The organism is Methylophilus sp. VKM B-3414 (assembly GCF_032248435.1).
GTDB classification, from domain to species: Bacteria; Pseudomonadota; Gammaproteobacteria; order Burkholderiales; family Methylophilaceae; genus Methylophilus; species Methylophilus glucosoxydans.
In genome coordinates, this window is sequence record NZ_JAVTLI010000003.1 from 623,086 (window position 1) to 647,915 (window position 24,830).

Sequence of the window (24,830 nt, forward strand, 5' to 3'; positions counted from 1 at the left end):
GTTAAACATCCACCCAGGGGTAGCCTAATGCAGACACGCCAGCCTTCAGCTCCAGCATGGCTGCAAGCACATGCGCACTTTCGCCCTTGAGGCCGACTTCAGTGGTGCGGCGCTGGTTGGTGCGTGGCAAGCTGAACAACTTGAGCATGGGATAACGGTTGAGCATGCTGTTCATCAAGTCAATCAAGTCGCTTTCGCCAGCCTCAGTGACGACAATGGCTTGCTCCAGATAGTCCTGGCCATGAAACAGGTGACTGTAATACGTCTCCAGCACCCATTCCACCATCGGGTGTGCCATTTCTGGAAAGCCGGGCACAAAGTAATGCTCGTGAATGCTGAATCCGGCCACGCGGTTAATCGGGTTGGGGATCAGCTCACAACCTTGCGGAAAATCAGCCATGAGTACGCGTTTAGGGTAAGCCGCTTCCCCATATTGCGCTTCAATATTGGCAACGGCGCCTGCATGTCGCTCAATCGGTACCCCGGCAGCCGCGGCTGCACATTGGCGGGTGTAGTCATCCGGGGTGGCGCCGATGCCACCAAAGCTAAACACAATCTCGCCGCGCGCCATACTGGCCTTGAGTAACTGCGTGATTTGCTCGGGGATATCGCCGATAAAATGCGCCCAGCTCAGTTGCAAGCCGCGGGCAGACAGAAGCGCAATGACCTTGCTGAGATGGGCATCCTGGCGCTTGCCGGACAGGATCTCGTCACCGATGATATAAATCCCAAATTGGCGCATGTTATATTGAGTAAATTACTTTTGAGTGAGCGTTTTAACAGCAGCATAATACCAAGCAATTGCTGAAAATTCACAGCATAGCCATTGTTGCAGCACTTTTGCAGTCTGGTGAGTGCGTAAGTGTACAAGTGCTTTGATGTGGTTTTGACCCATTGCGTGCTGGCCTAGCCAGCTTTTCAGTCAGTGATCAGTACATTATCGAAAGAAATCCATTGAACAGTTTTCTCTTTGATTTTGTGAGTCCAGCAGACACCATCCTTTCATCTCGCTATGATCCCGCGATGGTTGCCTTATCCTACCTGATCGCACTCACGGCCTCAGTCATTGCCATCCATCTGGCCGAGGTCTCCCAGCAATTCAAACTCAAGCGCGACCGCCGCTTGACCATCCTTGGCGGTGGCCTGGCGATGGGTGCCGCGGTGTGGGGCATGCATTTTATTGGCATGCTGGCTTTCGAGCTGTGTGCCACGGTGCGTTATGAGCTGGTCATCACCTTGCTCTCCTTGCTGCCAGCATTTGTTGCCTCCTGGGCATCCATGCAATGGTTGGCGCAAGCAAGAAAATCTCCTTACGATTTAACCATTAGCGGCGCCTTGATCGGCCTGGGCATCGGGGTGATGCATTACACCGGCATGCTGGCCATGCAAACGGCTGCTGTTATGGCGTTTAATCCATGGCTGGTACTGGTGTCCGTCTTCTCAGCAGTGATGCTAGCCATTCTGGCGTTGTGGTTTCATCAACGCTGTACCCGTTTGCGGCGACTGCGGCCCTGGCGCCATTTGTTCAGCGGCCTGGTCATGGCGGCTGCCATTACCAGCATGCACTATCTTGGCATGGCTGCGGCCAGCTTTACTGGCCCCATACAGTTTGATGAGCCTGTGCCCACCGTAGACCGGCTGTATTTGTCCTTGCTGGTCACCATGGGCTTGGTGACCTTGCTAGGCGCTATTCTGGCGCAAACCATGATTAGTCGGCAGCGGCAATTGGCCCGCGAGTTACAGTTCAGGGAGCATCAAATGCGCGTGATCTTTCAGCACGCGATAGACGCCATTGTGATTACGGATGCCAAGGGACATATCCAGATGGTGAACCGCGCTTTTGAGGCTATGTTTGGCGTTCAGTCGCAGGCAATCGTGGGCCGTTCGCTTGGCAAAATGATCCCCGACTGGAAGCAGCTCAGCACACTCTCGCGCAAACGCAGGCAACATGACCAGGCTGGAAAAGTGGTCGCTGAGCGTCACGGGATACATGCGGATGGGCGCGAAATTCCATTGCGGATTGCACTGACCCGTGTGATTGAAGATGAGCTGGATTTTTGTATCAGCTTTTTGATGGATTTAACCGTATTTCGCCAGCAGCAAAACGCCCTAGAGAAACTGTTGACCGAAGATCCGCTGACCGGCTTGTTCAACCGGCGCGGCATGCTGAGTATGATGCATGGCATTGTCAGCCAGCTTCAAAGCAGCCAGCCGCAACGGGGCATTATTTTATTATTTGTAGATCTTGATGGGTTTAAAGCTGTCAACGATACCCATGGCCATCCTGTGGGCGATGAAGTGTTGATGGCCATCGCACAACGATTACCTGATGTGTTGCGCGAAGAAGATATGGTGTGTCGTTTTGGCGGGGATGAGTTTGTCATTTTGCTGACCTTTGCCTCCCAGCCGGAAGAGTTGGCCCGCATGGTTGCAGGCAAGCTGGTCGAAAGCATCAGTCAGCCCATCAAGTTGCAATCAGGTCAGGAGATCGCGGTAGGCTGTAGTATCGGTATTGCTTATGACTGGCCTAAAACGGCCGACGACATCGAAGCCTTACTGCAGAAGGCGGATAATGCGATGTATCAGGCCAAAAAAGGCGAAGCTGGAAAAGTCATCTTTTCCAGCTAGGCTGTACTGCAGTAACGGTGAATGCTGCTTTATGCCGACCTGAGCAGGCGGGAAATAAAAATCAGGAAGACGGCACCGATGGTGGCGACGATAATGCTGCCTATCATGCCACCACTGGCACTCAAGCCCAGCAGGCCAAACAGCCAGCCGCCGACCACTGCACCGGCAATACCAAGCACCAAATCCCAAATCAGCCCAAAGCCATCGCCTTTCATGATCAAGCCTGCCAACCAACCCGCGATAATCCCTACAACAATTGTCCAAAGCATGTGTGTACTCCCCTGTTGTTATGATGAAGCTCTATGCTAAGCACAGTTGCGCCTGTCATCTGTCAGCCCATCTAGGAAAAACCTGTCAGATTCAGCTGACTCACTCACTGCAAACATCCAGATGGCGCCGCGCCTACACTGACTTGAGGATTTATTTTTTCAGACCGATGATCAACAAGGCTGCCCCCGCCGCAATCACAATCAGGCTCAGCGCTTGCGGGACTTCCACCTCTTTGGTGATCTCTGCATTGGCCTCTAAAGAGCCGATTTTTGCCACGGTCTCTGTGCTCTCGTAACTAAACCCTTTGAAAATCAGCCCGGCTGCACCGGCTGCAATCAATATAATGCCTATCATCACTAATGACTTCATGACCAAGCTCAACAGTTAAAAAAGATAGGCTCATATTGACCGTAAGTTAGGTCACTGTCTAGTGGGCACTCTCCCAATTGTTGCCTACGCCAACCTCGGCTAGTAACGGCACCGATAAGGTTGCCACTTCTTGCATGAGCACGGGCAAGGTTTGTTTGACTAATGCCAGTTCATGTTCAGGCACTTCCAGCACCAGTTCATCGTGCACCTGCATGATGAGTTTGGTCTGCAGTTTTTGCTCGGTCAGCCATTGGTCGACGGCGATCATCGCCAGTTTGATCAGGTCGGCCGCCGTGCCTTGCATGGGGGCATTAATGGCGGCGCGTTCTGCGCCGTTTCTTCTTTGTACGTTAGCGCTGTTGATTTCAGGTACCCATAAGCGTCTGCCGAAATAGGTTTCGACATAGCCTTGCTGCTTGGCCAGTGCGCGTGTGTTTTCCATATAGGCTTTGACACCGGGGTAACGCGCAAAATAGCGTTCAATGTAATTGGCCGCCGCGCCGCGCTCGATATTGAGGTTTTGCGCCAGGCCAAACGCGCTCATGCCATAGATGAGGCCAAAGTTAATCACTTTGGCATAGCGTCGCTGCTCGTTATCTACGGCTGCTTTGTCCACGCCAAAAATTTCTGCGGCCGTGGCGCGATGGATGTCTTCGTTATTGGCAAAGGCCGTCAGCATTCCGGCATCTTGTGAGAGATGCGCCATGATGCGCAGCTCAATCTGCGAATAGTCCGCCGAGATGATCTGGCTACCGGGCGGGGCGATAAAAGCTTCGCGGATGCGTCGGCCTTCGGCGGTGCGCACCGGAATGTTTTGCAGGTTGGGGTCCGAGCTGGCCAGCCGTCCGGTAATTGCCACTGCCTGGTTGTAGTTGGTATGCACGCGCCCGGTTTGCGCGTTGATCATTTTCGGCAACTTGTCGGTGTAGGTGGATTTCAGCTTGGCCAAGCTGCGGTGTTCCAGAATTACCTTGGGCAACGGGTAATCCAGCGCCAGTTCCTGCAATACATCTTCGTCGGTACTGGGGGCGCCAGAAGGCGTTTTTTTCAAGGGTTTGATACCCAGTTTGCCAAACAGGATTTCTTGCAACTGCTTGGGCGAGCCCAAGTTAAACGGTTGTCCGGCCAGCTCATACGCCTGTTTTTCAATCTCCATCAAACGCAGGCCAATTTCATTGCTCTGGCGGTTGAGCATGTGGCTGTCGATCAACACGCCGTTGCGCTCCATGCGTTGCAACACTTGCATGCTGGGCATTTCCACCTGCTCATAAATAAAGCGCAGTTTGTCCGAGACTGTCACTTGCGGGTACAGGGCCTGATGCAGTTGCAGCGTGATGTCGGCGTCTTCCGCTGCATATTCGGCAGCCACCTCGACGGTGACCTGGCTGAACGACACTTGTTTTGCGCCTTTGCCCGCCACGGTTTCGTAGCTGATGGGGGCAATGCCCAGATGGCGCTCGCTGAGTTCATCCATGCCATGCCCTTTGTGGCTCTCAAACACATACGATTGCAACAGGGTGTCGTGCGCAATGCCTTGCAGCGTGATGCCATGATTGGCCAGCACATGCATATCGTATTTGAGGTTCTGGCCGACTTTTTTAATGTCCGGGTTTTCAAGGATGGGTTTGAGTTTAGCCAGGGTCGCCGTCAAAGCCAGTTGTGGAGGCGCATCAAAGTAATCATGGGTGAGCGGGATGTAAGCCGCTTCCCCCGGCGTAACGCTGAACGAGACGCCGACAATTTTGGCTTGCATGGGGTCCAGTGAGGTCGTCTCAGTGTCAAAGCAAAGCAGGGCGGCTTGTTCCAGTTTGGTGAGCCACGGTTCCAGTTCACTGTCCGATAAGATGGTCTGGTAAAGCCGTCGCGTATCCGGCGAGTAATCGCCACCGGCTTGCCCGCTAAGCTCCTCGACGGTCGGTTGGGCTGAATTTTCAATCAATGGTGCTGTGGCACCGTCTGGCAATTTGTCTAAGTCACGCTTCCAGCTTCTGAACTCAAAATGGTCAAACAGCGCGAGTAGTGCAGGCTTGTCCGGGGCTTTGGGGATCAGTTCATCAAAATGCTCACGGATACCGATATCACAGCGGATGGTGATCAGCTCGCGTGCCGTGGGTAACCAGGGTAGGGCTTTGCGCAAGTTCTCGCCGACCACGCCTTTGATGTTGTCGGCATTGGCAATGATATTGTCGAGAGAGCCATATTCTGTCAGCCATTTGACCGCCGTTTTTGGGCCGACTTTTTCGACCCCAGGCACATTGTCTACACTGTCACCGACCAATGTCAGGTAGTCGATAATTTTGCTGGGCGGGATGCCGAATTTATTTTCTACGCCGGCAATATCCAATACATCATCGGTTTTACGGAAGGCATCACGCATGGTGTTGACCACGGTAATATTTTCATTTACCAGTTGCGTGATGTCTTTATCGCCAGTCGAGATAATGGTGCGGATACCTTCTTTTTCGGCCTGCTTGGCCAGTGCGCCAATCACATCGTCGGCTTCAACGCCTTCTTCAATAATCAGCGGCCAGCCCATCGCGCGGATGGTTTCGTATAGCGGTTCAATCTGCACGCGCAAATCGTCCGGCATGCTGGCGCGGTTGGCCTTGTATTCGCGATAGAGATCGTCGCGAAAGGTTTTGCCCTTGGCGTCAAACACACAGGCGCTATAGTCAGAAGGATAGTCCTTGTGCAGGCGCCGCAACATATTCAGCACGCCTTGAATCGCCCCGACCGGCTCGTTGGCCGAGTTGCGCAAATCCGGCATGGCATGAAACGCGCGGTATAAATAACTGGAGCCATCGACCAGAAGCAGGGTTTTCATCGTGTGTTCTCAAGAGTCAAATCAATGGCGTATTTTACGCATTTCAAAGCCACTTCATGTACACTAATTTGGTTTTGATTGTTGAAGGATTGAATGATGACCACCCCCAAGCTGCCAACTATGGTCGAGCCTGAGTTGCTCAATGGCGATAGTGCCAGCCATGAATCCTGGCATGCCTTTGAAATCATGGCCGAGTTTGTCGGCGCCACTGAAAACCTCAAGGCGATTACGCCTGCGGTGTCGATTTTTGGCAGTGCTCGTACCAAGCCTGACCATCCGTATTATCAACGCACCGAAGAAATTGCCCGACTATTATCAGACTCCGGCTTTAGTGTGATTTCTGGCGGCGGGCCAGGCATTATGGAGGCGGCCAATAAAGGGGCTTTTCCAGGCCGTGGCGCCAGTGTCGGGCTGAATATCAAGTTGCCTTTCGAGCAGCACGGTAATCCCTATCAGGATATCGGCATCAGTTTTAAATACTTTTTTATGCGCAAGGTGATGTTCGTTAAATATGCCAGCGCATTTGTCGTCATGCCGGGCGGCTTTGGCACGCTGGATGAACTGATGGAAGCGATCACGCTGGTGCAAACGGGCAAAAGCCGCAAGATTCCGATTATCCTGGTCGGCAGCCAGTTTTGGGCAGGCTTGATAGACTGGTTGCGCAATACGCTGGTGGCAGAAGGCATGGCCTCGCCGACCGATATGCATCTGGTGCAGGTGATTGATGAGCCGCAACAGATCGTGGACGCGATTTTCAAACATTATGAAACCACTGGCTTCGAATTGACGCCGGCGGAGCGCAAGATGCAGTTGTACCTGTAATCGCTGCGCGCAAAGCCAGGATATTTAAAGTTTATTCAGCGCTGGATGTCCGCCACGGCACGGCTTTTTGCTAGAATAGCGATCACTGACTAAGGAGTCTTCCATGCGTAATGTTTCCCGTTTTATGCTGGCCACACTGTGCCTTGCGAGTTTTTCCATGCTGGCTAGTGCTGCGGCCCCCAAAGATGCCGAGTTGCTGGATGACATTCCCTCTCCGCCCAAAGTCATTGAAGGACAACCCATAGACCAGCCGACCATCTCCAAGCGCAAGGATGGTGATAACGAGGTTGAGGAATATAGCCTGAATGGTGAGGTCTATATGGTGAAAGTGACGCCACCGAGCGGCAAGTCTTACTACCTGCACCGGGAAGACCGTAATGGCGAGTGGGTGCATGATGGTCCTTCTCGCCCGGTGTCCGTGCCCAAATGGATTCTTTTCCGCTTCTAAATGTTTTTGACCTGCCCGTAAGGGTAGGGTTGTCACCCACATGTCTGTTTTTACCACTCTGAGTCTGGATGAAGTGCGCCTATGGTTGGCGCCTTTTAATGTTGGCGAGCTGCAAACCTTGCGCGGCATTGCGGCTGGCATTACCAATACCAATTATTTTGTCGAAACCAGTGAGTCACGCTTTGTGCTGACCGTGTTCGAGAAAAACGATTTTGACGAGCTGCCTTATTTTGTGCACTTAATGACGCATTTATCGCAGCACGGCATTCAATGCCCAAGCCCGATTGTCGATAAAGACGGCGTGGCCTTGCACCGGATTCATGGCAAACCTGCCCTGATGGTGAGCTGCCTGCGTGGCAGTGATGTCAGTCAACCTAACCTGACCCAGATTGAAGCCGTGGCACAGACGCTTGCGCGTATGCATCTGGCGGGTATGGCGTTTCATGAGCAATCACACAATCAGCGCGGTCAGGGCTGGCGCGTGATGACAGCGCAGCAGGTGATGCCCAAGCTTGCACCCGTACAGCAGCATTTGTTGCAAGAGGAATTGCAGTTTCAGCATGGCCTGGATTTGTCTGGTCTGCCACATGGTGTGATACACGGCGATTTATTCCGCGATAACGTGTTGTTTGACGGCAATGTGTTGGGCGGCTTTATTGATTTTTACTATGCCTGCCATGATGTACTGGCCTACGATGTGGCCATTGCGGTGAATGAGTGGTGCGTAGACGCCAACGGTGCGTTTGTCGATGACAAGCTGGCCGTGTTCATGAATGCCTATCACGCGGTTCGCCCGTTCACTGCAGAAGAAAAATCCTTCTGGCCGGCCTTGTTGCGCCGCGCTGCCTTGCGCTTCTGGCTATCGCGCCTGTATGATTTTTACTATCCTGTGGCGGGGGAATTGACCCATGCCAAAGACCCGGCTCATTTCGAGCGGGTATTGCTGAATCGTCAAGCGCTTACTTAGTCGCGCTATAAAAGGGAGTCACATGACAGAAACAAACAGCCAGCGCGGGATTCGCTGGGTCAAAGAAAGCCTGGCTTTATTTAAAACGCAGCCACATATCTGGATGTTGTGCTCGCTGGCCTACATCTTCATTTTTATGGTGTTGCCATCCTTGCCATTGCTGGGGTTTCTAGGCATGGTGAGTGTGGTGATCTGGCCCGTCTGCATGGCCTGGATTGTGATGCTCTACCGTCAGGTGGATATGCACGGTGAAATGTCGCCCGGTGATGCCTGGCAACATCTCAAGCTGCATCTTAAGCCTTTGTTGCTGTTGGGCGCTAGCTGCCTGATTTATGCCGTGTTGGCGACCTATCTGCTCAGCAGCGAACTTGCTTCGCTCATTTCGCATGCGCCGACCAAAGCCGGCATGAGTGATTCACAAATGACCAAGTTTCTTGAAAACACGTTGTCATTTATTGTGAAGTTGCTGTTACTGCTCTTGCCTTTGTTTATTGCTACCTGGTTTTCCCCCATGCTGATTGCCCTCAATGGCTATCCGCTGGTGAAAGCGATCAAATCCAGTATCGCCGGCATGCTGCAATATACCGTGCCCATGGGCGTAGCCTGGCTAGTCATGATGCTGGGCATGCTGGTGGTAATGCTGGGACTGGGGCTGGTGATTGGCATTTTAGGCGTGCTGATTCCAACGGTCACGCAGCTGCTGATGCCGCTGCTGGTATTTATTGCCTTGCTGGTCATCAATGCACTGATGTTTGCCTTTCAATACATCAGCTACAAAGATGCCTTCAGGGCAGCACCACAAGTCGAGGCCAGCGTTTAATTGCTTGCTGCTTGCAACGTTATCGCTTGCGGCGCTCGGTAAACAGGCTGTTACCGACAATCTTTTTGGCTTGCTTTTTGGCATGACTCATGGCGCCAGCCACTTCATGATGGCTGGCAAAAAACTCGGCGCTAACTCTCACTGCGCCGATAGACAAACTGCCAAACGGGAAAAAGTGTTCATTGCCCAAGCGGTCTTCAATATGAATGCCACCTGACTGCACATCCTTGAGGTCATAAAAGTCTGGCATGACCTTCGCCACCGTGTCCAGAATGTCGCGGCATATCCTTTCCCAGTCTTCACTCTGAAACACAATCACAAAGTCGTCACCGCCGATATGGCCGACAAAATCATGCTCATGGTTCACCATGCTGCTCAGCATGCGTCCGACAAACTGGATCACCTCGTCGCCGCGGCGATAACCATAGGCATCGTTAAACGGCTTGAAATGATCAAGGTCACAATAACAGGCGACAAACGCTATGCGCCGTTCCAGCAGCTTGTCGATATGAGCATTAATCGGCACATTGCCCGGGAGCAGGGTGAGTGGGTTGGCATAGCGTGCGGCATGAATCTGCATGTTGGTCACTTCGCGCAACAGCGCATGACCACTGCCCATGCCCACATAACGCTCGCCGTCGACAATAATAAAGCCGTTCAGTAAATACTTGGGATCGGCTTGCAGGATCAGCTCGCTCAAGGCCAGGATGTGCATGTCCTTTTGGATGATGAGGCATTGCGTATCCATAAATGTGGTGCAGGATTTCTTGCCATGTAATTCTTTTTGGTAACGCCTCGCAAAGCGGTCTATGGTGTCATAACGGCTGATCAGCCCCAGTGGCTTGCCTTTATGGTCGGTGACCGGGATAGAGTTGAGATTGTTGTCGTGATGAAACCAGTCATAGACTTCTTCATTGGTCATTTCAGGCAGCGCCGCCACTTGATAGCTGGTGAGCCCGGATACGGTTGCTTGTTTGGAGACCATGGTTTGCTGGTCCGCAAATAAACGAATAATGTTTTTGTTGAGCAGCGTGCTCACTTCTTCGGACAAAGTCGCCTGAAATTTGGGGAACGGACGGCCCAGCAGGTAGCCCTGGGCATAGTCTATTTTCAAGTCTTTGATGACCGCCAGCTCTTCTTTGGTTTCTATGCCCTCGGCTATCGTCAGCGTGTTCGACTCCAGCGCAATTTTCTGAATGCCGCGGACAAATTCCAGCTTGATCGGATCGTTGTGGATGTTGGCAATAAAATGCTTGTCGATTTTGACATAGTGCGGTGACAGCTCAGACCACAAACGCAAACTTGAAGTCCCTTCACCCAGATCATCGAGCGCGATTTTAAACCCGAGTGCCTTGAGTTTGGTGACCGCCTCTTTGAGTTCGGCGTAATCGCGTATGGTGGAACTCTCGGTGATTTCGATAACAATATCGCTGGCTGCAAGCTGATAGTTCTCCAGCTGCGCCAAGCTTAATGACCAGTCACTTTCGCTGTGCAGCAAGGCATCTGGGCTAAAGTTTACAAACAGTGGCATGGCATGGTTCGCCCGGCGATATTCTTCAAAAATCACATCGCGCGCGATAGACTCCATCTCGATATCCCGCCCACATAACTTGGCTGCATTGAGCAGGGCAATCGGCGCATGTAGTTTGGACTCCAGTGGTCCACGAATTAGCGCCTCATGCGCAAACACCTGCGCTTGCTTGATATCAATAATGGGCTGAAACAAGGGCAACAGGTTTCTCTGTGCCAGGATGGCTTCAATTTCGGTATTGGGGGCAGCATAAATCATGCTAGCAGTATCGACGAAGCGTGAAGATTCTTGATCAAGGAAATGTCAAGATTGGATGAAATATTTATGACTATCTGAATGTTGTTAGGGCGCCGTGGCAGTGGCGTCAGCGTTTTTTTGCTGGATCACCATCTCCCTCAGTATCCGTGCTTCTTGATTCGGCAGCTGTTGTATGTCCTGCTCCAGGTTTCCATTTGCAACGCTGAGCAGACGTCTCAAGTGCGCGCTGGCTTGATCATGTTTTTCAAGTAGCTCCAGCAATAGAATGAAATGTAAACATGGTCTTCGCAGCGGAATGAAGCGAATCGCGTTTTCTGCGATCGATCGTTGAAGCTCTGCTTGAGTTGGATTGGGGGCTAAATAGGTGGCCAACACCAGCTCAGCATAAGGAGCAAGCAGTGTATTTTGATTGACCCAAAGCATCTTATTCACAAAGTCTTGCTTTTGAGCAAGCGACATTTCTGGCTGGCTGGCAAACAGAATTTGTTTTTCAAGTTTTTGATAGCCGATCTGCATGAAGGCCAGTTGCCAGAGGCCATACACTAATACGCCTGCCAGTGATAGCCTTAATAACTTACGGGCGGATTGAGAAAAGTTGGCGAGGGTAACTGTCGAGGCTTCCCCCATTCCGAGCAAAAAAGCGAAGATCCCAAGAAAGTAGCTATACCACAAAGGATATTCAACCATGCTGTGTATGAAAATGATGCCCAGGCACCCAAGCAACCACCAGGTTTCCACTGTCGTGACATGGTGCCTGAAAAATGCCCTTGCCCATAACAATAATCCGCCCAATGCCGTGAGTAAGCCGAGTAGGCCCATTTCTGCCATCAGGTTTAAAAACAGGTTGTGGGCATGCTCAAAGAACATATGGGATGGGTTTATGCTGGGGGTCGCGGCCAGAAGATAAGTTTGCCAGCGCATTTGCCCAACGCCCATGCCTAGTAGGGGAGACTGACTAAACAAAGCCAGGCTGGTTTGCCAGAACTGCAGGCGTAACGAGGCTGAAGGGTTGCTGATCCCGTCCATGGCACGCGTAAGAGGGGTCTGGATAAAGGTCTCAGGAAGCCAGGAATTCATTGCTAATTGAAGCATGAGAAAACTGGGCAGTAACATGAGGCTGATCTTGAGTAGACGCTCGGTGGTTTGAATTGAGCGTTTTTGATACTGCAAGGTTAAATGCAACAACCCGCACAGCAATGCAATCGCGCCCAAATAAAGCATTGCACTGCGCGAGCCAGAAAAAGACAGCATTACTAAAGCCATCGCCAGGCTAATGACAGTCCATCGATTCTGGATTGCGCGTTTGGCATGTAAATACATTAATGACACGATGCCAAGGCTGATGAAATTTGCAAAGTGATTGCGTTGTGCCAACATGCCGTAGCTTTCCAGCCTTGGGATAGGAAGGACGATGCCGCTGTGCTGTAAAAGTTGCATTACAACAAATAACCCATTGATTGCACTGCCGATGAGTAGTGACCAAGCAAGCACAATGGAAACAGCTTCCCAGCCATGCTGTTGGCGCAATTGATACCCCAGCGTTGTAAGCAAAAAGCCCCAGATCAAGTACCCTTGAATCAAAGGCAAATGGGGGGCAGTAGCCCCAATCAGCATGGCTTGTAAGTAAGTGAGTAGCAGGAGTACTAAAAAGATGAAGCTTGATCTGGGAAGCGTGGGCGATTGCCAGAACGGCTTGGTGATCAAGGGCCAAAGTGCCAGTAATCCAAGCAGCCCGGCGATCCACTCATTGTAGAAGTTCGGGATTGGGACGTCGTGGTAGGCAATGACGAATGGCAGACAAAACATGCCACCTATCAGATAAAGACTCATTTTTGAGCCACCCAATTTTTCTGCATAGGTTTTCAATGGTTTGGTCTGGCTAGATCTTTTCCAGCTTGGCGTATTCGAGCATCAGTGTTTTTAATCCGCTGCTGCCAAAATTCACTTTCACCGCCAGATCGCTGGCGTTCCCCTCATAGCTAACCACAACCCCTTCGCCAAATTTGCTGTGGCGCACACTTTGACCAATCTTGAACGGATAGTTGGACTGGGTGCTTGCCGGTTGTGCAGCTGGCATGTTGTATTGACCGCCTGCCGCATAAGGTTTGGCAGCCGGTTTACTATTCAGGCGTTTGGTGAGGTCGGCAGGGATTTCATCGACAAAGCGTGACGGGATGCCGTAGCGGACTTGCCCATGCAGCATGCGGCTTTGCGCATATGTCATATACAAGCGCTGGCGCGCGCGCGTGACGGCGACGTACATAAGCCGCCGCTCTTCCTCAAGGCCACCATTTTCATAGGCAGCTTGCTCGTGTGGGAACAGGCCTTCTTCAACGCCGCTGATAAACACACTCTGAAACTCCAGACCTTTGGCGGCATGCACGGTCATCAGTTGCAGGGCCTCATGGCCAACGTCGGCTTGATGGTCGCCTGCTTCTAGGCTGGCATGGTTCAGAAACTGGGTCAGCAGGTCGGCATCTTCCTCCATGTTGTGATGGTTGCCCAAGTCCTGCTTGCTAAAGGCGACCGCAGCCGTCACCAGCTCTTGCAAGTTTTCAATGCGGTCTTCGCCTTCTTTGTCGTTTTGGTAGTGCGCCATCAGGCCACTCAGGTTGATGACCATTTCTGCCATTTCACCCAGCGTGATGCCGTAGCCTTGGTCAACAATTTGCCTGATCAAGGCGACAAAGCCATCTAAGCCTTTGCTGCCTAGCTTGCCTTCACCGACTTTGTTGGTGGCGGCCTGCCATAAGCTGCATTCATTTTGGCGCGCAGCTTCTTGCAGTTGCTCCAGTCCACGCGCACCGATGCCGCGGGGCGGGAAGTTAATAATACGCAACAAGGCCGTGTCGTCGTTGGCGTTGGCAATCAGCCGCATGTAGGCCAAAGCGTGTTTGATTTCAGCCCGCTCGAAAAAGCGCAGACCCCCATACACGCGGTAAGGGATGTTGGCCGAAAACAGGGTATGTTCGAGAATGCGGGACTGCGCATTGCTGCGGTAGAGTAGGGCCATCTCGCCCAAGGGCACGCCTTCTTTTTGCAGCATATTCACTTCATCGACAATAAACTGCGCTTCGTCGGTATCGTTGTAAGCCTCATAAATGCGAATCGGCTCGCCCTTGCCGGCCGAGGTCCACAGGTTTTTACCCAAACGGTTGCGGTTGTTGGCAATGATGGCGTTGGCGGCATCGAGGATGTTGCTGTGCGAACGGTAGTTTTCTTCGAGCTTGACGATATTCTGCACGTTGAAGTCGCGCTGGAAGTCATTCATATTGCCGACGCGTGCGCCACGGAATGCGTAAATGCTCTGGTCGTCATCCCCGACGGCAAAAATACTGTTATGTGCGCCGCCTAACAGTTTTAGCCACAGGTATTGCAGACGGTTGGTGTCCTGAAACTCATCGACCAGGATATATTGAAAGCGTTGCTGATAATGCGCACGGATGTGCGGTTCGCGTTCTAGCAGCTCGTAGCAACGCAACAATAATTCGGCAAAATCGGCCACGCCTTCGCGGTTACATTGCTGATCATAGGCCGCATAAATTTCGCGCAGTTTCTGGCTATGGCCGTCGTAAGCATCGACGCTATCCGCACGCAGGCCTTCCTCTTTGCAGCTATTGATATAGCCCATCACCTGCTTGGGTGGATATTTTTCATCATCCACATTCATCAGTTTCATCACGCGCTTGATGGCAGAAAGCTGGTCGGCGGTATCTAAAATCTGAAAGGTATTCGGTAAGCCCGCTTCACGGTAATGCGCGCGCAACATGCGGTTACACAAGCCGTGAAATGTGCCTGCCCACATGCCGCGTGTATTAATCGGCAACATGCTGGTGAGGCGGGTCAGCATTTCCTTGGCTGCTTTGTTGGTAAACGTCACTGCCATCAGGCCCATGGGGGAGGTTTGCCCGGTTTGGATCAGCCAGGCAATCCGTGTGGTGAGCACGCGGGTTTTGCCACTGCCCGCCCCGGCTAGAATTAGTGCCGAGACATGCGGCAGGGTGACCGCTTGCAGTTGTTTATCATTCAGGCCCTGTAACAGATTATTTTCAGAATACATGCCGTTATTATCGCATGATGCAGCGTTTCAGGCGCAGTCTAAGCACGTGCTTGTAGTCGGCAAATCGTTGCACTCAACATTTTTCTGGAACTTTTTAAAACCTCTTACACTCATACTTGCACGATGATGATGAATCATCTTTCCGCTTCTTTCCTCCCTGAGCGGAAGCCTTTACGATGAGGCCTATTGCCCCGATTTACCCCTTAATCGGGGCTTTTTTTGTCTGTAAGTTTTAGAAGGTGATTTTAAACACCACCGGTAAATCCGACTTGTCGCCAGGCTTCATACAGCAAAATTGCGGCTGAGTTGGATAAATTCAGGCTACGGCTATGCGGCAACATTGGCAATCTGACACGATGCTCTGCCGCAAATTGGGCGCGAATTTCTTCTGGCAAGCCACGTGACTCTGGTCCAAACACAAATACATCCTCGTCTTTAAACTGCAAATCACTGTGGCGCGTGCTGCCTTTGGTGGTCAAGGCAAACATGCGTTTTCCATGCAGCGCTTGCTGGCATTCCGCCCAGTTTTCATACACGGTCAACGCTGCATATTCATGGTAGTCCAGCCCAGCCCGCTTTAACTGTTTATCTGAAAGTTCAAAACCCAGTGGTTTGACCAGATGTAGCTTGGCACCTGCATTGGCACAGAGACGGATAATGTTGCCTGTATTGGGCGGGATTTCGGGTTCGAAAAGCACGATATGAAACATGTTTGGCTGCTTGTTTGCTTACGCAAGGATAGTATGACGGTGATATGATAGTCGAGAAAGTATCTCAAGATAAATAATTACAACGCCATGGCTCGTCCCGAGAAAATTAGATTAGGTGAAATTCTGGTCAGACAGAATTTCATGACCCAAGCTGAACTGGATCAGGCGCTGGAAGAGCAGCGCAAGACAGGCCGCCGCCTTGGACGGGTGATTGCTGAAAAAGGCTATGCCAACGAGCGGCAAATTGCTGAAGCCGTTGCACATCAGCTCAATATCCCTTTCCTGGATCTTGGCCAGTATGAGCTGGATCCCAAGCAGGTTCAAAAACTCCCTGAAGTGCAGGCACGTCGTTTCCGTGCCATTTTTCTCGAAGAGCGCCCAGACAGCATTCTGGTGGCGATGGTTGACCCTTCGGATGTCTATGCCTATGACGAGTTGGTCAGGCTGCTCAGGCGTGATATTGATATCGTCGTGGTGCAAGAGAGTCTGCTCATGCAGACCATTGATCGTTCCTATCGCCAGACTGAGCAGATTTCTTCACTGGCGCTTGAGTTGCAAGAGGACCTGGCAGACAGCAATGCCGATCTCTCAAGCATGATGGGTGTAGACCTGGGCGTGGACGATGCGCCTGTGGTCAAGCTGTTGCAGACGATTTTTGAGGACGCGGTGCAAGTGCGAGCGTCTGACGTGCACATTGAGCCGCAAGACAACAAGCTGCTGATCCGCTTTCGGATTGATGGTGTCATGCATTTTCAAACCCAGGCAGATATCAAAATTGCCACTGCGTTGGTCATGCGTCTCAAGATCATGGCTGGCTTGGATATCTCTGAAAAGCGCCTGCCACAAGATGGTCGTTTTGGCTTCTCGGTCAAAGGTAAGGCGGTCGATATGCGTATTTCGACCATGCCAACGCAGTATGGCGAAACGGTGGTCATGCGTCTGCTGATTCAGAACACTGCCCATTTTCAGCTCGATAAACTGGGTATGCCGCCGGCTTTGCTGGCACGCTTCCGCAAAATGATTAATCGACCCAGTGGCATGGTACTGGTTACCGGGCCTACCGGGAGTGGTAAAACCACCACCCTCTATTCAGCGCTTAGCGAGCTAAATACGCCTGAGACCAAAGTCATTACGGTGGAAGACCCGGTGGAGTATCGTTTACCCGGCATTATTCAGACGCAGGTGAATGAAAAAATCGAGCTGGACTTCCCCAAGTTGCTACGTGCCATTTTGCGGCAGGATCCCGATATTGTGCTGGTGGGCGAGATGCGGGATGAAGAAACTGCGCAAACCGGTCTGCGTGCCTCCATGACGGGTCACCTGGTGCTTTCCACTTTGCATACCAACGATGCTTCAACTGCTCCGGTGCGTTTGATTGACATGGGCGTGCCGCGCTTTATGGTGGCCATGTCCTTGCTCGGTGTTATGGCGCAACGTCTGGTAAGGCTAATTTGCCCGCACTGTGCTGAAGAGCATGCACCTACAGAGAGTGAAACAGTGTGGCTCAATCAGGTGTTGCCGGATGCAACCTTACCGACCAACTTCCGCCATGGCAAAGGCTGTCAACATTGCAACCGCACCGGTTATCTGGGGCGGGTGGGCTTGTATGAGTTTCTTGAAATGACCGATGAGCTGGCAATGGCAGCCAACATGCCGGATACCAACATCTTTATCAAAAAAGCGCGTGAACGTCTCAAAGGTAAAACCCTGCGCGACCAATCGCTGCAATTGGCGATTGAAGGTAAAACCACGCTGGAAGAAATCATGCGTGTCGATAACCAGTTTGAAGAATAACGCCTATGCCATTATTTGAATACAAAGGGCGTACCGAAGATGGCATGGTGGTGACTGGGGTACAAGAAGCCGCCGATGCCGATGCCTTGGGCACCGCGTTAATTGGTACCCGAATTACGCCGGTAGAGATTAAGCCCAAGAAAACGGGTGCTGTTGCGATTAACCTGTTTGAAGAGAAAATTACCAGTCTTGAAGTAATGATCTTCAGTCGGCAAATGTATACCTTGCTCAAGGCTGGGATTCCGATTATGCGCGCCCTCTCAGGAATTCAAAGCTCGGTGGGCAACTCTAAGCTGGCGCAAGTCATTGGCCAATTGCGCGTGGGCCTGGATTCTGGCCGAGAATTGTCGGTTGCCATGACTGAACACCCAAAGGTGTTCGATAATTTTTACATAAGTATGATTCGAGTGGGTGAGACAACGGGTAATCTGGACAATATTTTTCTGCGCTTGGCCGAACATATAGAGTTTGACCGCTTTATGCGTGGGCAAATCAAATCAGCTTTGCAATACCCCATGTTTGTAATTACCGCCATGGCCATTGCCATTGTGGTGATTAACGTCATGGTGATTCCGCAGTTTGAAAAAGTGTTTGCCACCATGCATGCCGATTTGCCATTGATTACAAAAATGCTGATCGCTTTTTCAAACTTCATGCGCAACTACTGGTTTGTACTGATCGGCATGATAGCCGCGGCAGGTTGGTCTTTTAAAGCTTATGTTAAAACGGCAAGTGGTCGGTCTAATTGGGACCGTATCAAAATGCGTATCCCGATTGCTGGAAAAATTATTTTTAAAGGTACCATGGCGCGTTTTGCGCGTAGCTTTGCGCTGTCTACTCGGAGTGGATTGCCCATTCTCTCCGCGTTGCGGCTAGTGTCACAAACGGTTGAAAATGACTATATTTCGGCCAAAATCTTAAGCATGTCTGCAGGCATCGAGCGAGGTGAGACCATTCTCAGAACTGCGACGCAAACCGGGGTCTTTAACTCACTGGTTTTGCAAATGATTGCGGTAGGTGAAGAGTCCGGTTCCTTGGACACCTTAATGCAGGAGGTTGCTGATATGTATCAGTCCGATGTGGAGTATGACGTTAAAACTTTGGGTGCCCAGATTGAGCCTATTTTGATTGTATTTCTAGGGGTGCTAGTGTTAATACTTGCGTTGGGGGTGTTTTTACCAATATGGGATATGAGTTCAGTGATGCTTAAAGGGAGTTAAACTCATTCTCTGGCATGATTAAAAACTGGACCAGAGTCAATGGACCAAAATTGTCTGGCATAGTATTTGCTAATGAGAGTTTAACGCAGTGTTAACCTGCCACTGTGATAAGAACGGCAGGGCATTTTGATTAGGAGTTTGAGTAATGAAAAAACAAGCTGGTTTTACATTAGTTGAGTTGGTGGTTGTGATTGCTGTACTCGGTATTTTGGCTGCGACAGCCTTGCCGAGATTTATCAATGTGCAAGCAAATGCGCAAAAAGCGGCTGCACAAGGATTGGCTGGTGCGGTGTCATCAGCAGCAAGCTTGGCCAAGGCGGCATGGATAGCAGGTGGTGCTTCGGGCACAACTGTAAAAATGGATAATACTAATGTCACGGTAAATGCTGCAGGTTCAACTGGTGAAGGATGGCCTGCTGCCACTAGTGGTGGCATTGATGCGGCGATTCAAGATAGAGCAGGTTTTACATTCGCAGCTGGTAGTAATAATGCAACCTACACTAAAGGGAGTTGTGTTATTACCTACGATCCTACTACTGGTTTGGCAACTGTAGGTAATGCCTGTTAGCTAAGCGCTGGTAATGAAGGGCTTTACCCTCGTTGAGCTTGTGGTTGTGATTATGCTAATGGGGATATTAGCGGCGGTAGCTGCTCCTAGATTTGCCAACGGCGATATCTTCGAAACCCGCGGTGACGCGGGTTTACTTTCATCTACATTACGCTATGCGCAAAAAACGGCAATTGCCCAGCGTCGGAATGTGTATGTGATTCTCAATAATGCGGTGCCAGATACGGTTAGCTTATGTTTCGATACCGCGTGCAATCAGGCAGTGATCAATCCTGAGACGACTGCTGCATATGTATTTACCAGCAGCAAGAATGTGGATATCACCTCAGACAACGTAAGCGTTGGCTTTGACGCACTCGGGCGGGTGGTGCCTAATTCTACGGTTAACTATAAAGCGACCAACAAGAAAAATAATGCGCAATCTGTGACCGTGACTGTTGAGGCGGACACCGGATACATACACTGATCAGTCCACCAGTTACAGGCTGGATAATAACAATGCATCACAACAAACATCACTCTTACAGACAACCAGGCAAATTGTGCGTGCGCTTGCATGCAGGTTTTTCATTGGTGGAGATGGTGGTGTTTATGGTGATTGTCACCACCGCCATCGCCGGTGTTATCGGTGCGCTCTCATTTATGGGACGTCATTCTGCAGATCCACTGGCGCGCAAGCAAGCAATCGCCATTGCTGAGTCGCTGATGCAAGAAGTCCAGCAAATGCCTTTTACTTATTGTGATCCCGATGACCCGAATGCTTCTACGGCGACAAGTTATGGCGATTGTACCAATCCACAAAATGCGACCTTAAATGGCCCCACTCCCTCTACAGAGAGCCGTTACAGTGCCACCGATCCATTTGATAATGTGGCCGATTATGGTGGATTTTCCATGCCTGGTGGTGGATGTGCCGGCATTTGCCGCATTGGCAATGCGACTGCCTTACCGGGCTTAAACCCTTACGCGGCATCCGTTGCAATTACTCAGGCGGGCGGGAGTGGTGCTTTTGCAGCGCTGCCAGCAGATGCGGTGTTACAGATTGTGATTACGGTGACAGGTCCCGCAGACACTACCATCCGGCTGACTGGATACAGGGTTCGTTATGCGCCGAAAATTTAACCAACCCAAATCTGCTATTTCAGGCTTCACCTTGGTGGAGTTGGTCATCGTCATTGTGGTGATGGCAATTCTCGGCGGTATTTCCGTCACCTTTATCAAAAATTCCATTTTGGCTTATGTGAATTCCGAGGCTTATTATGAGCTCGCTGATCGCGCCGATATCTCATTGCGCCGCATGTCACGCGATATCCGCAACGCCTTGCCAAACAGTGTCTGGGTGGCTGCTGATAATTCCTATGTAGAGTTTGTGCCGATCAAAGCTGGCGGCCGCTACCAGCAGGATACGCTGGATTTTGTCAGTGCGAATGACACTTTTAACGTACTCGGCGACCGTGTGCCTTCTGTAGACTCTGGCGACCAGTTGGTGATTTATAACCTTGGTATTCAAGGAGCAGATGTGTATGCGGGGGATACGATTCGATCCTTAACCAGCACTGGCACTAATCTCAGCACGCTTACATTTAGTGGTTCCGCCTTTCCATTGCCTTCTCCAGGGAGCCGTTTTTATGTGGTGAACGGAGCCGTATTTTATGTGTGCGATTTAGCCAACCGACGCCTGTTGATGTATTCAAATTACGCGATTCCCTCTGCGCACCCCTCAAACTTTGCCGGACTCACCCCGAGTATCGTTGCGCAAGATGTCACGGGCTGTAGTTTTACTTATACAGAAGGCGTCATGCAGCATAGCGGCGTGGTAATAGCACAGCTAGAGCTCAGTAAAAATGGTGGCGTTGTGCGCCTGGTTAACCTGATTAATGTGGTGAATTCGCCATGAAAAATACGCTTCATCGCATAAAAGGATTTATGTTGCCTGTGGCAATCTTCTTAATGGTGATATTGGCGTCGCTTGTGGGTTATTCCATGCGGCTGTCATTGTTGGCCAATCAAGGCACGATACAGGATGTGCAAGGTGCACAAGCTTACCTGGCTGCCAAGGCTGGCGTCGAGTGGGCGGCTTATCAGGTGATTGCGCCAGGGTCGGCCTCAATGCAACCATGCCCTACGCCGCCTAATCCGTTTACGATTAATGGCTTTAACATTGCATTGACATGTAATCAAACAAACCCGATGCCACAAGACCGGGCAGGGACACAGAATATCGGCATGTATACCATTACCGCTACCGCCTCAAAAGGAGCGGCTGGCGCGCTTGATTATATTGAGCGCAAAGTAACAGTGAGCTTGAGTCGTTGCCTGATGGGTACAGAAGAGTGTAGTTGAGAAGGAATAAGACATTGTTTGCCTGGTTGAGATTAACTGTTTTATGGGGGCTTTGTATTGCCGGACTGTTAGCTCCGGGATTCGTGTTGGCTGCGACGGCCATCCTGAACCAGAATGGTGGTACGAGCAGCAGTAACGGATTAAGAGTTTTTATTGACCGTTACACACAAATCCAGGTGCAACGATTAAATGGATCGGGCCAGTTATTCTCAGGTCAGCCAGACCAAGATATGACGCCACAAGACACAATTATTAGTCCAAGATCGAAGAATAGGCTTGATAACGGCATTTACATCCGTGGTAATAAGACCATTTATGGACCTGATCATTTTGCCTATGATTCGCCATCAAACTATACCCCTCAAGCGATGACAGCGGTGACGCCGGCCAACGCCTCAGCTGGAAACGCGCAGACAACCCGTTCGCAGTTCACCGTTCCCGGGAGCAATGTCGGAGGCGGGCCACAAGTAACAATAGACTGGAGTTATACCTATCCTTATGACTTTGTGACTGCAAAGGTGACTATTAATATTCCTTTGTTGTATCCAGTGAGCTCAAGTAATCCAGTGCGGTATTACCATGTGGTGGATACCTATTTAGGCGGCTCTGACTGCGGATGTGGTGTCCGCTACGTGGATACCAACGGCAAACAGGTGGCCGGGACTTATCCTTATGCGGGAAAATGCCAATCTGGAAGTGGTTCAACCAATATTGCATGTCCCTCTAGTACAGCGCTTCCTGCCAATTTGGATGTGGTTGAAAGCTTCAGGGAGCGGGATGGTCAATTTAGCCGTTATTGCGTAGGCAATTACGCAACATTCTGGACCAATGACAATTCCGTCGCCTGTGCGCTAGCCAAAACAGACCCATTGGGGAATACAGTCAATACCACTTTAACAGACACAGGCGCTGCGATTGAATACGACTTTACATCGCCTGGAACATACACATTCAGCTATGACTTTGTGGTTGGCTCAACCCTGGTGCCTGATTATGATCACCTGGAAATACGCCACCCTGGCAGTTCCTCTTTATGTCCGGTCGATATTCAGGTCATGGCTTGTTTGGTTTCTACCATGCCTTGTCCGGATAACCAGTTAATCAATTCAGGTAGCCTTACGGGGACGCTGACCATTTCTCCCAGCTCTCCAACCGTCACGGTGACACCGGACGCCCAGTTCGACGTTGGGAGTGACCGCACCATTGACACCATTACCTTACAAGGTAGCGCTGCAGCTACTTATACCTTGGGAGCGACGGGCCTCAGCAAAGGGCCGATGAATGGCATCAAGTGCTGGAACACGGCAAATAATTCGCAAAGTTGTAGTTTTACCATGACGAACACGGCGTGTGTGAATACGTTTGAGTGTATGGAAAGTGCCCCCATTAAATATAACAACCTAAAAGCTGACTCATCTAAGCGTAACCCACTCTACACCAAGGTGCTTGGTCAGTCTTTTAATGTTGAGGTGGTTGCCGTACTTGCCAATGGTGAACAGTCCAACGGCTACAATTCGTCTGGTTTAAAAGTTGATTTGGTCACCGATAGTAATAACACCTGCAGTACGAACATCATCGCGACCAAGTCTGTTAGCTTCATGGCTTCGGATGGCGGGCATAAAACAGTGACATTCAACGCCTCAGATGTGAAGCAAGCATATACCAAGGTGCGTTGTCAGGTGAGTGACGCCGGTCAGAACAAATCGGGTTGTTCTTCTGATAACTTTGCCATTCGGCCGCAGTCCTTTACAGTTTCAACTACCAACACAAGCCTCTCGTCTACTACCCCCTCGCCGACCTATACTTACAAGCTTAAGGCAGGCACAGATAGTTTTAACTTAACAGCTGTGACTGGTGAAAGCGGCTATAACGGAACCCCTTCTATAGATACGTCAAAAGTCTATCAGCATGATGGTGTAGTGACGATGGGGCAGATTAGCTATGACCCTATAACTCCTAACAAATTTCCTGCGGCCAGTAGTGGCACCAGTAGCAGTGATAGTTTTAAGTACAGTGAGGTTGGCTTTTTTCAATTTGCAGCCCAAGGGGTCTATGACGATACTTTTACCGCTGTAGATAAAGCTAATGGAGATTGTGATAATGGCGGATTTGATAATACGGGCACGGGTACCCCCAAGAAATATGGCTGCAATTTTGGCAATACCGCTGCAAGTAGTTTTTTTGGCAGATTCATTCCGAATAAGTTTGTGATCACTACAGGGGGGAGCAAGCAAGCTTGTAGTACTTTTGTCTACTATAATCAGGATACCATCACCAAAGCTGGTTTGGAGATACCATTTACCATTACTGCCCAGAATGGGTATGGGGCGACCACGACATATTACACAGGCACGGGACCCAGCAGTTATGCCAAGTTCAATAATCCAAGTGCTTGGGCAAACTTTAATTTCTCAACTAATCCTCCGCTGGTAGGTGGGACATTAAGTCAAAGTGTCCATAGTCCTGCGCTACAGGGGGGGTGGTCTGGCGGGAAAGCGGCGATGACCGCAAGATTTAACGTGACACGTCCTGCAAGCCCTATTGCAGAGCAAACCTTTTCGGTGACGACGCGCGTACAGGATTCCGATGGCGTTGCAACCGATCCTGCCACGATTACTTTATCAAGTGCCACCTACCGTTATGGACGAGTTGCCATTACGCCTGCGCATGGCTCTGAGTTATTGCCGTTGATTGTTCCCGTTGAAGTGCAGTACTGGGGTGGCGGTGGGTATCGCCGCAGTTCAGACGATACGTGCACCAGCTTTCCACTGAATACCATCGCCATGAAAAACTACAGAGGCAATCTTAATGCCTGTGAAACCGTGTTGAGCGTGAACAGTGCCATGAATAATGGGGTTATGAGTTTGCGCTTGAGCGCTCCGGGCGTGTCGGGCACAACACCCAATACAGGGAGTGTAGATCTGGATCTCAATTTTGGCAGTGCCGGCGGAGATCGTACTTGTACCAGTAGTGTTCAGTCTAACGCCGCTGACGGGACAGATGGTTTGGGGGGATGGTTTGGCGCAGACCCTAGTGCGCGCGCCACCTTCGGTATTTATAAGGCACCTATCATATACATGCGCGAGAACTTTTAGTTGATATCCGTCCTCGCCTATACAAAACCACCTAAATCAGGTGGTTTTGTCGTCTTATTCCTGCATTTGATCTCCCGTTTCAGGCACTAAAGTTGCTCGCATA

21 protein-coding genes are annotated in these 24,830 nt (G+C 50.8%); 13 read left to right on the forward strand and 8 right to left on the reverse strand.

Annotated elements, in window-relative coordinates:
- Position 1: 1 nt before the first annotated feature.
- A complete protein-coding gene (locus Q9292_RS05285) occupies positions 2–742 on the reverse strand; it encodes a competence/damage-inducible protein A (protein WP_313985554.1) in 741 nt (246 codons plus the stop codon).
- A 236-nt stretch (positions 743–978) separates the two neighbouring features.
- Between Q9292_RS05285 and Q9292_RS05290 the strand changes: the two genes are divergently transcribed.
- On the forward strand, positions 979–2,628 hold the full coding sequence (locus tag Q9292_RS05290; RefSeq protein WP_313985811.1) for an MHYT domain-containing protein: 1,650 nt from the start codon (positions 979–981) through the stop codon (positions 2,626–2,628).
- A 29-nt stretch (positions 2,629–2,657) separates the two neighbouring features.
- Here the strand turns inward: Q9292_RS05290 and Q9292_RS05295 are convergent, their stop codons facing one another.
- The 3 genes from Q9292_RS05295 to polA form a co-directional block, all read right to left on the reverse strand.
- A complete protein-coding gene (locus Q9292_RS05295) occupies positions 2,658–2,897 on the reverse strand; it encodes a GlsB/YeaQ/YmgE family stress response membrane protein (protein WP_194748688.1) in 240 nt (79 codons plus the stop codon).
- Between the two features lie 151 nt (positions 2,898–3,048).
- Positions 3,049–3,267 carry a hypothetical protein gene (locus tag Q9292_RS05300; RefSeq protein ID WP_313985560.1) on the reverse strand — a complete coding sequence of 73 codons (219 nt, stop codon included), beginning with the start codon at positions 3,265–3,267 and terminating at the stop codon, positions 3,049–3,051.
- A 58-nt stretch (positions 3,268–3,325) separates the two neighbouring features.
- Positions 3,326–6,091, reverse strand: a complete 2,766-nt coding sequence (gene polA, locus Q9292_RS05305; protein ID WP_313985563.1) for a DNA polymerase I — start codon at positions 6,089–6,091, stop codon at positions 3,326–3,328.
- A gap of 96 nt (positions 6,092–6,187) precedes the next feature.
- On the opposite strand from polA, the gene Q9292_RS05310 reads away from it, so the two are divergent.
- The 4 genes from Q9292_RS05310 (at position 6,188) to Q9292_RS05325 (ending at position 9,148) form a co-directional block, all read left to right on the forward strand.
- Positions 6,188–6,913: a TIGR00730 family Rossman fold protein gene (locus Q9292_RS05310; RefSeq protein WP_194749104.1), complete on the forward strand. Its 726-nt coding sequence runs from the start codon at positions 6,188–6,190 to the stop codon at positions 6,911–6,913.
- A 103-nt stretch (positions 6,914–7,016) separates the two neighbouring features.
- On the forward strand, positions 7,017–7,361 hold the full coding sequence (locus Q9292_RS05315; RefSeq protein WP_194748686.1) for a DUF2782 domain-containing protein: 345 nt from the start codon (positions 7,017–7,019) through the stop codon (positions 7,359–7,361).
- A 40-nt stretch (positions 7,362–7,401) separates the two neighbouring features.
- Entirely contained in the window at positions 7,402–8,328 is a 927-nt protein-coding gene (locus Q9292_RS05320) for a homoserine kinase (protein ID WP_313985567.1), read from the forward strand.
- Positions 8,329–8,350: 22 nt separating this feature from the next.
- Complete coding sequence (locus Q9292_RS05325; RefSeq protein WP_194748684.1) at positions 8,351–9,148, forward strand: BPSS1780 family membrane protein; 798 nt, start codon at positions 8,351–8,353, stop codon at positions 9,146–9,148.
- Between the two features lie 19 nt (positions 9,149–9,167).
- Here the strand turns inward: Q9292_RS05325 and Q9292_RS05330 are convergent, their stop codons facing one another.
- The 4 genes from Q9292_RS05330 to trmL all read right to left on the reverse strand — a co-directional run bounded on the left by Q9292_RS05330 (position 9,168) and on the right by trmL (position 15,707).
- The gene (locus Q9292_RS05330; RefSeq protein WP_194748683.1) at positions 9,168–10,937 is read right to left on the reverse strand and encodes a GGDEF domain-containing protein; all 1,770 of its coding nucleotides are present in this window, start codon (positions 10,935–10,937) and stop codon (positions 9,168–9,170) included.
- Between the two features lie 84 nt (positions 10,938–11,021).
- On the reverse strand, positions 11,022–12,803 hold the full coding sequence (locus Q9292_RS05335) for a PglL family O-oligosaccharyltransferase (RefSeq protein WP_313985573.1): 1,782 nt from the start codon (positions 12,801–12,803) through the stop codon (positions 11,022–11,024).
- Positions 12,804–12,816: 13 nt separating this feature from the next.
- A complete protein-coding gene (gene uvrD / locus Q9292_RS05340) occupies positions 12,817–14,997 on the reverse strand; it encodes a DNA helicase II (RefSeq protein ID WP_313985575.1) in 2,181 nt (726 codons plus the stop codon).
- Between the two features lie 245 nt (positions 14,998–15,242).
- Positions 15,243–15,707 (reverse strand): tRNA (uridine(34)/cytosine(34)/5-carboxymethylaminomethyluridine(34)-2'-O)-methyltransferase TrmL, encoded by a 465-nt coding sequence (gene trmL / locus Q9292_RS05345; protein WP_313985577.1) that lies wholly within the window; start codon positions 15,705–15,707, stop codon positions 15,243–15,245.
- Positions 15,708–15,848: 141 nt separating this feature from the next.
- Here trmL and Q9292_RS05350 point away from each other — a divergent pair, with 141 nt between their 5' ends.
- The 8 genes from Q9292_RS05350 (at position 15,849) to Q9292_RS05385 (ending at position 24,727) form a co-directional block, all read left to right on the forward strand.
- Positions 15,849–17,501, forward strand: coding sequence for a GspE/PulE family protein (locus tag Q9292_RS05350; RefSeq protein ID WP_313985580.1), 1,653 nt, complete (start codon positions 15,849–15,851; stop codon positions 17,499–17,501).
- 5 nt (positions 17,502–17,506) lie between these two features.
- On the forward strand, positions 17,507–18,721 hold the full coding sequence (locus Q9292_RS05355) for a type II secretion system F family protein (protein WP_313985583.1): 1,215 nt from the start codon (positions 17,507–17,509) through the stop codon (positions 18,719–18,721).
- 145 nt (positions 18,722–18,866) lie between these two features.
- On the forward strand, positions 18,867–19,289 hold the full coding sequence (locus tag Q9292_RS05360) for a type II secretion system protein (protein WP_313985585.1): 423 nt from the start codon (positions 18,867–18,869) through the stop codon (positions 19,287–19,289).
- Between the two features lie 13 nt (positions 19,290–19,302).
- Positions 19,303–19,755: a Tfp pilus assembly protein FimT/FimU gene (locus Q9292_RS05365; protein WP_313985587.1), complete on the forward strand. Its 453-nt coding sequence runs from the start codon at positions 19,303–19,305 to the stop codon at positions 19,753–19,755.
- A gap of 32 nt (positions 19,756–19,787) precedes the next feature.
- A complete protein-coding gene (locus Q9292_RS05370) occupies positions 19,788–20,411 on the forward strand; it encodes a type II secretion system protein (protein WP_313985589.1) in 624 nt (207 codons plus the stop codon).
- The gene (locus tag Q9292_RS05375; RefSeq protein WP_313985591.1) at positions 20,395–21,186 is read left to right on the forward strand and encodes a prepilin-type N-terminal cleavage/methylation domain-containing protein; all 792 of its coding nucleotides are present in this window, start codon (positions 20,395–20,397) and stop codon (positions 21,184–21,186) included. The genes Q9292_RS05370 and Q9292_RS05375 overlap by 17 nt, the downstream gene beginning before the upstream one ends.
- An 86-nt stretch (positions 21,187–21,272) precedes the next feature.
- Positions 21,273–21,632 (forward strand): hypothetical protein, encoded by a 360-nt coding sequence (locus Q9292_RS05380; protein ID WP_313985594.1) that lies wholly within the window; start codon positions 21,273–21,275, stop codon positions 21,630–21,632.
- A complete protein-coding gene (locus Q9292_RS05385; protein ID WP_313985596.1) occupies positions 21,629–24,727 on the forward strand; it encodes a DUF6701 domain-containing protein in 3,099 nt (1,032 codons plus the stop codon). Before Q9292_RS05380 ends, Q9292_RS05385 begins: the two co-directional genes overlap by 4 nt.
- Positions 24,728–24,830: the final 103 nt, after the last annotated feature.

What these genes read in the sequence shown, in the direction of transcription:
- Q9292_RS05285 (WP_313985554.1), bottom strand. Translation starts at nt 742, where the DNA reads ATGCGCCAATTTGGGATTTATATCATCGGTGACGAGATCCTGTCCGGC.
- Q9292_RS05295 (WP_194748688.1), bottom strand. Translation starts at nt 2,897, where the DNA reads ATGCTTTGGACAATTGTTGTAGGGATTATCGCGGGTTGGTTGGCAGGC.
- Q9292_RS05300 (WP_313985560.1), bottom strand. Translation starts at nt 3,267, where the DNA reads ATGAAGTCATTAGTGATGATAGGCATTATATTGATTGCAGCCGGTGCA.
- polA (WP_313985563.1), bottom strand. Translation starts at nt 6,091, where the DNA reads ATGAAAACCCTGCTTCTGGTCGATGGCTCCAGTTATTTATACCGCGCG.
- Q9292_RS05310 (WP_194749104.1), top strand. Translation starts at nt 6,188, where the DNA reads ATGACCACCCCCAAGCTGCCAACTATGGTCGAGCCTGAGTTGCTCAAT.
- Q9292_RS05315 (WP_194748686.1), top strand. Translation starts at nt 7,017, where the DNA reads ATGCGTAATGTTTCCCGTTTTATGCTGGCCACACTGTGCCTTGCGAGT.
- Q9292_RS05320 (WP_313985567.1), top strand. Translation starts at nt 7,402, where the DNA reads ATGTCTGTTTTTACCACTCTGAGTCTGGATGAAGTGCGCCTATGGTTG.
- Q9292_RS05325 (WP_194748684.1), top strand. Translation starts at nt 8,351, where the DNA reads ATGACAGAAACAAACAGCCAGCGCGGGATTCGCTGGGTCAAAGAAAGC.
- Q9292_RS05330 (WP_194748683.1), bottom strand. Translation starts at nt 10,937, where the DNA reads ATGATTTATGCTGCCCCCAATACCGAAATTGAAGCCATCCTGGCACAG.
- uvrD (WP_313985575.1), bottom strand. Translation starts at nt 14,997, where the DNA reads ATGTATTCTGAAAATAATCTGTTACAGGGCCTGAATGATAAACAACTG.
- trmL (WP_313985577.1), bottom strand. Translation starts at nt 15,707, where the DNA reads ATGTTTCATATCGTGCTTTTCGAACCCGAAATCCCGCCCAATACAGGC.
- Q9292_RS05350 (WP_313985580.1), top strand. Translation starts at nt 15,849, where the DNA reads ATGACCCAAGCTGAACTGGATCAGGCGCTGGAAGAGCAGCGCAAGACA.
- Q9292_RS05355 (WP_313985583.1), top strand. Translation starts at nt 17,507, where the DNA reads ATGCCATTATTTGAATACAAAGGGCGTACCGAAGATGGCATGGTGGTG.
- Q9292_RS05360 (WP_313985585.1), top strand. Translation starts at nt 18,867, where the DNA reads ATGAAAAAACAAGCTGGTTTTACATTAGTTGAGTTGGTGGTTGTGATT.
- Q9292_RS05365 (WP_313985587.1), top strand. Translation starts at nt 19,303, where the DNA reads ATGAAGGGCTTTACCCTCGTTGAGCTTGTGGTTGTGATTATGCTAATG.
- Q9292_RS05370 (WP_313985589.1), top strand. Translation starts at nt 19,788, where the DNA reads ATGCATCACAACAAACATCACTCTTACAGACAACCAGGCAAATTGTGC.
- Q9292_RS05375 (WP_313985591.1), top strand. Translation starts at nt 20,395, where the DNA reads ATGCGCCGAAAATTTAACCAACCCAAATCTGCTATTTCAGGCTTCACC.
- Q9292_RS05380 (WP_313985594.1), top strand. Translation starts at nt 21,273, where the DNA reads ATGCGGCTGTCATTGTTGGCCAATCAAGGCACGATACAGGATGTGCAA.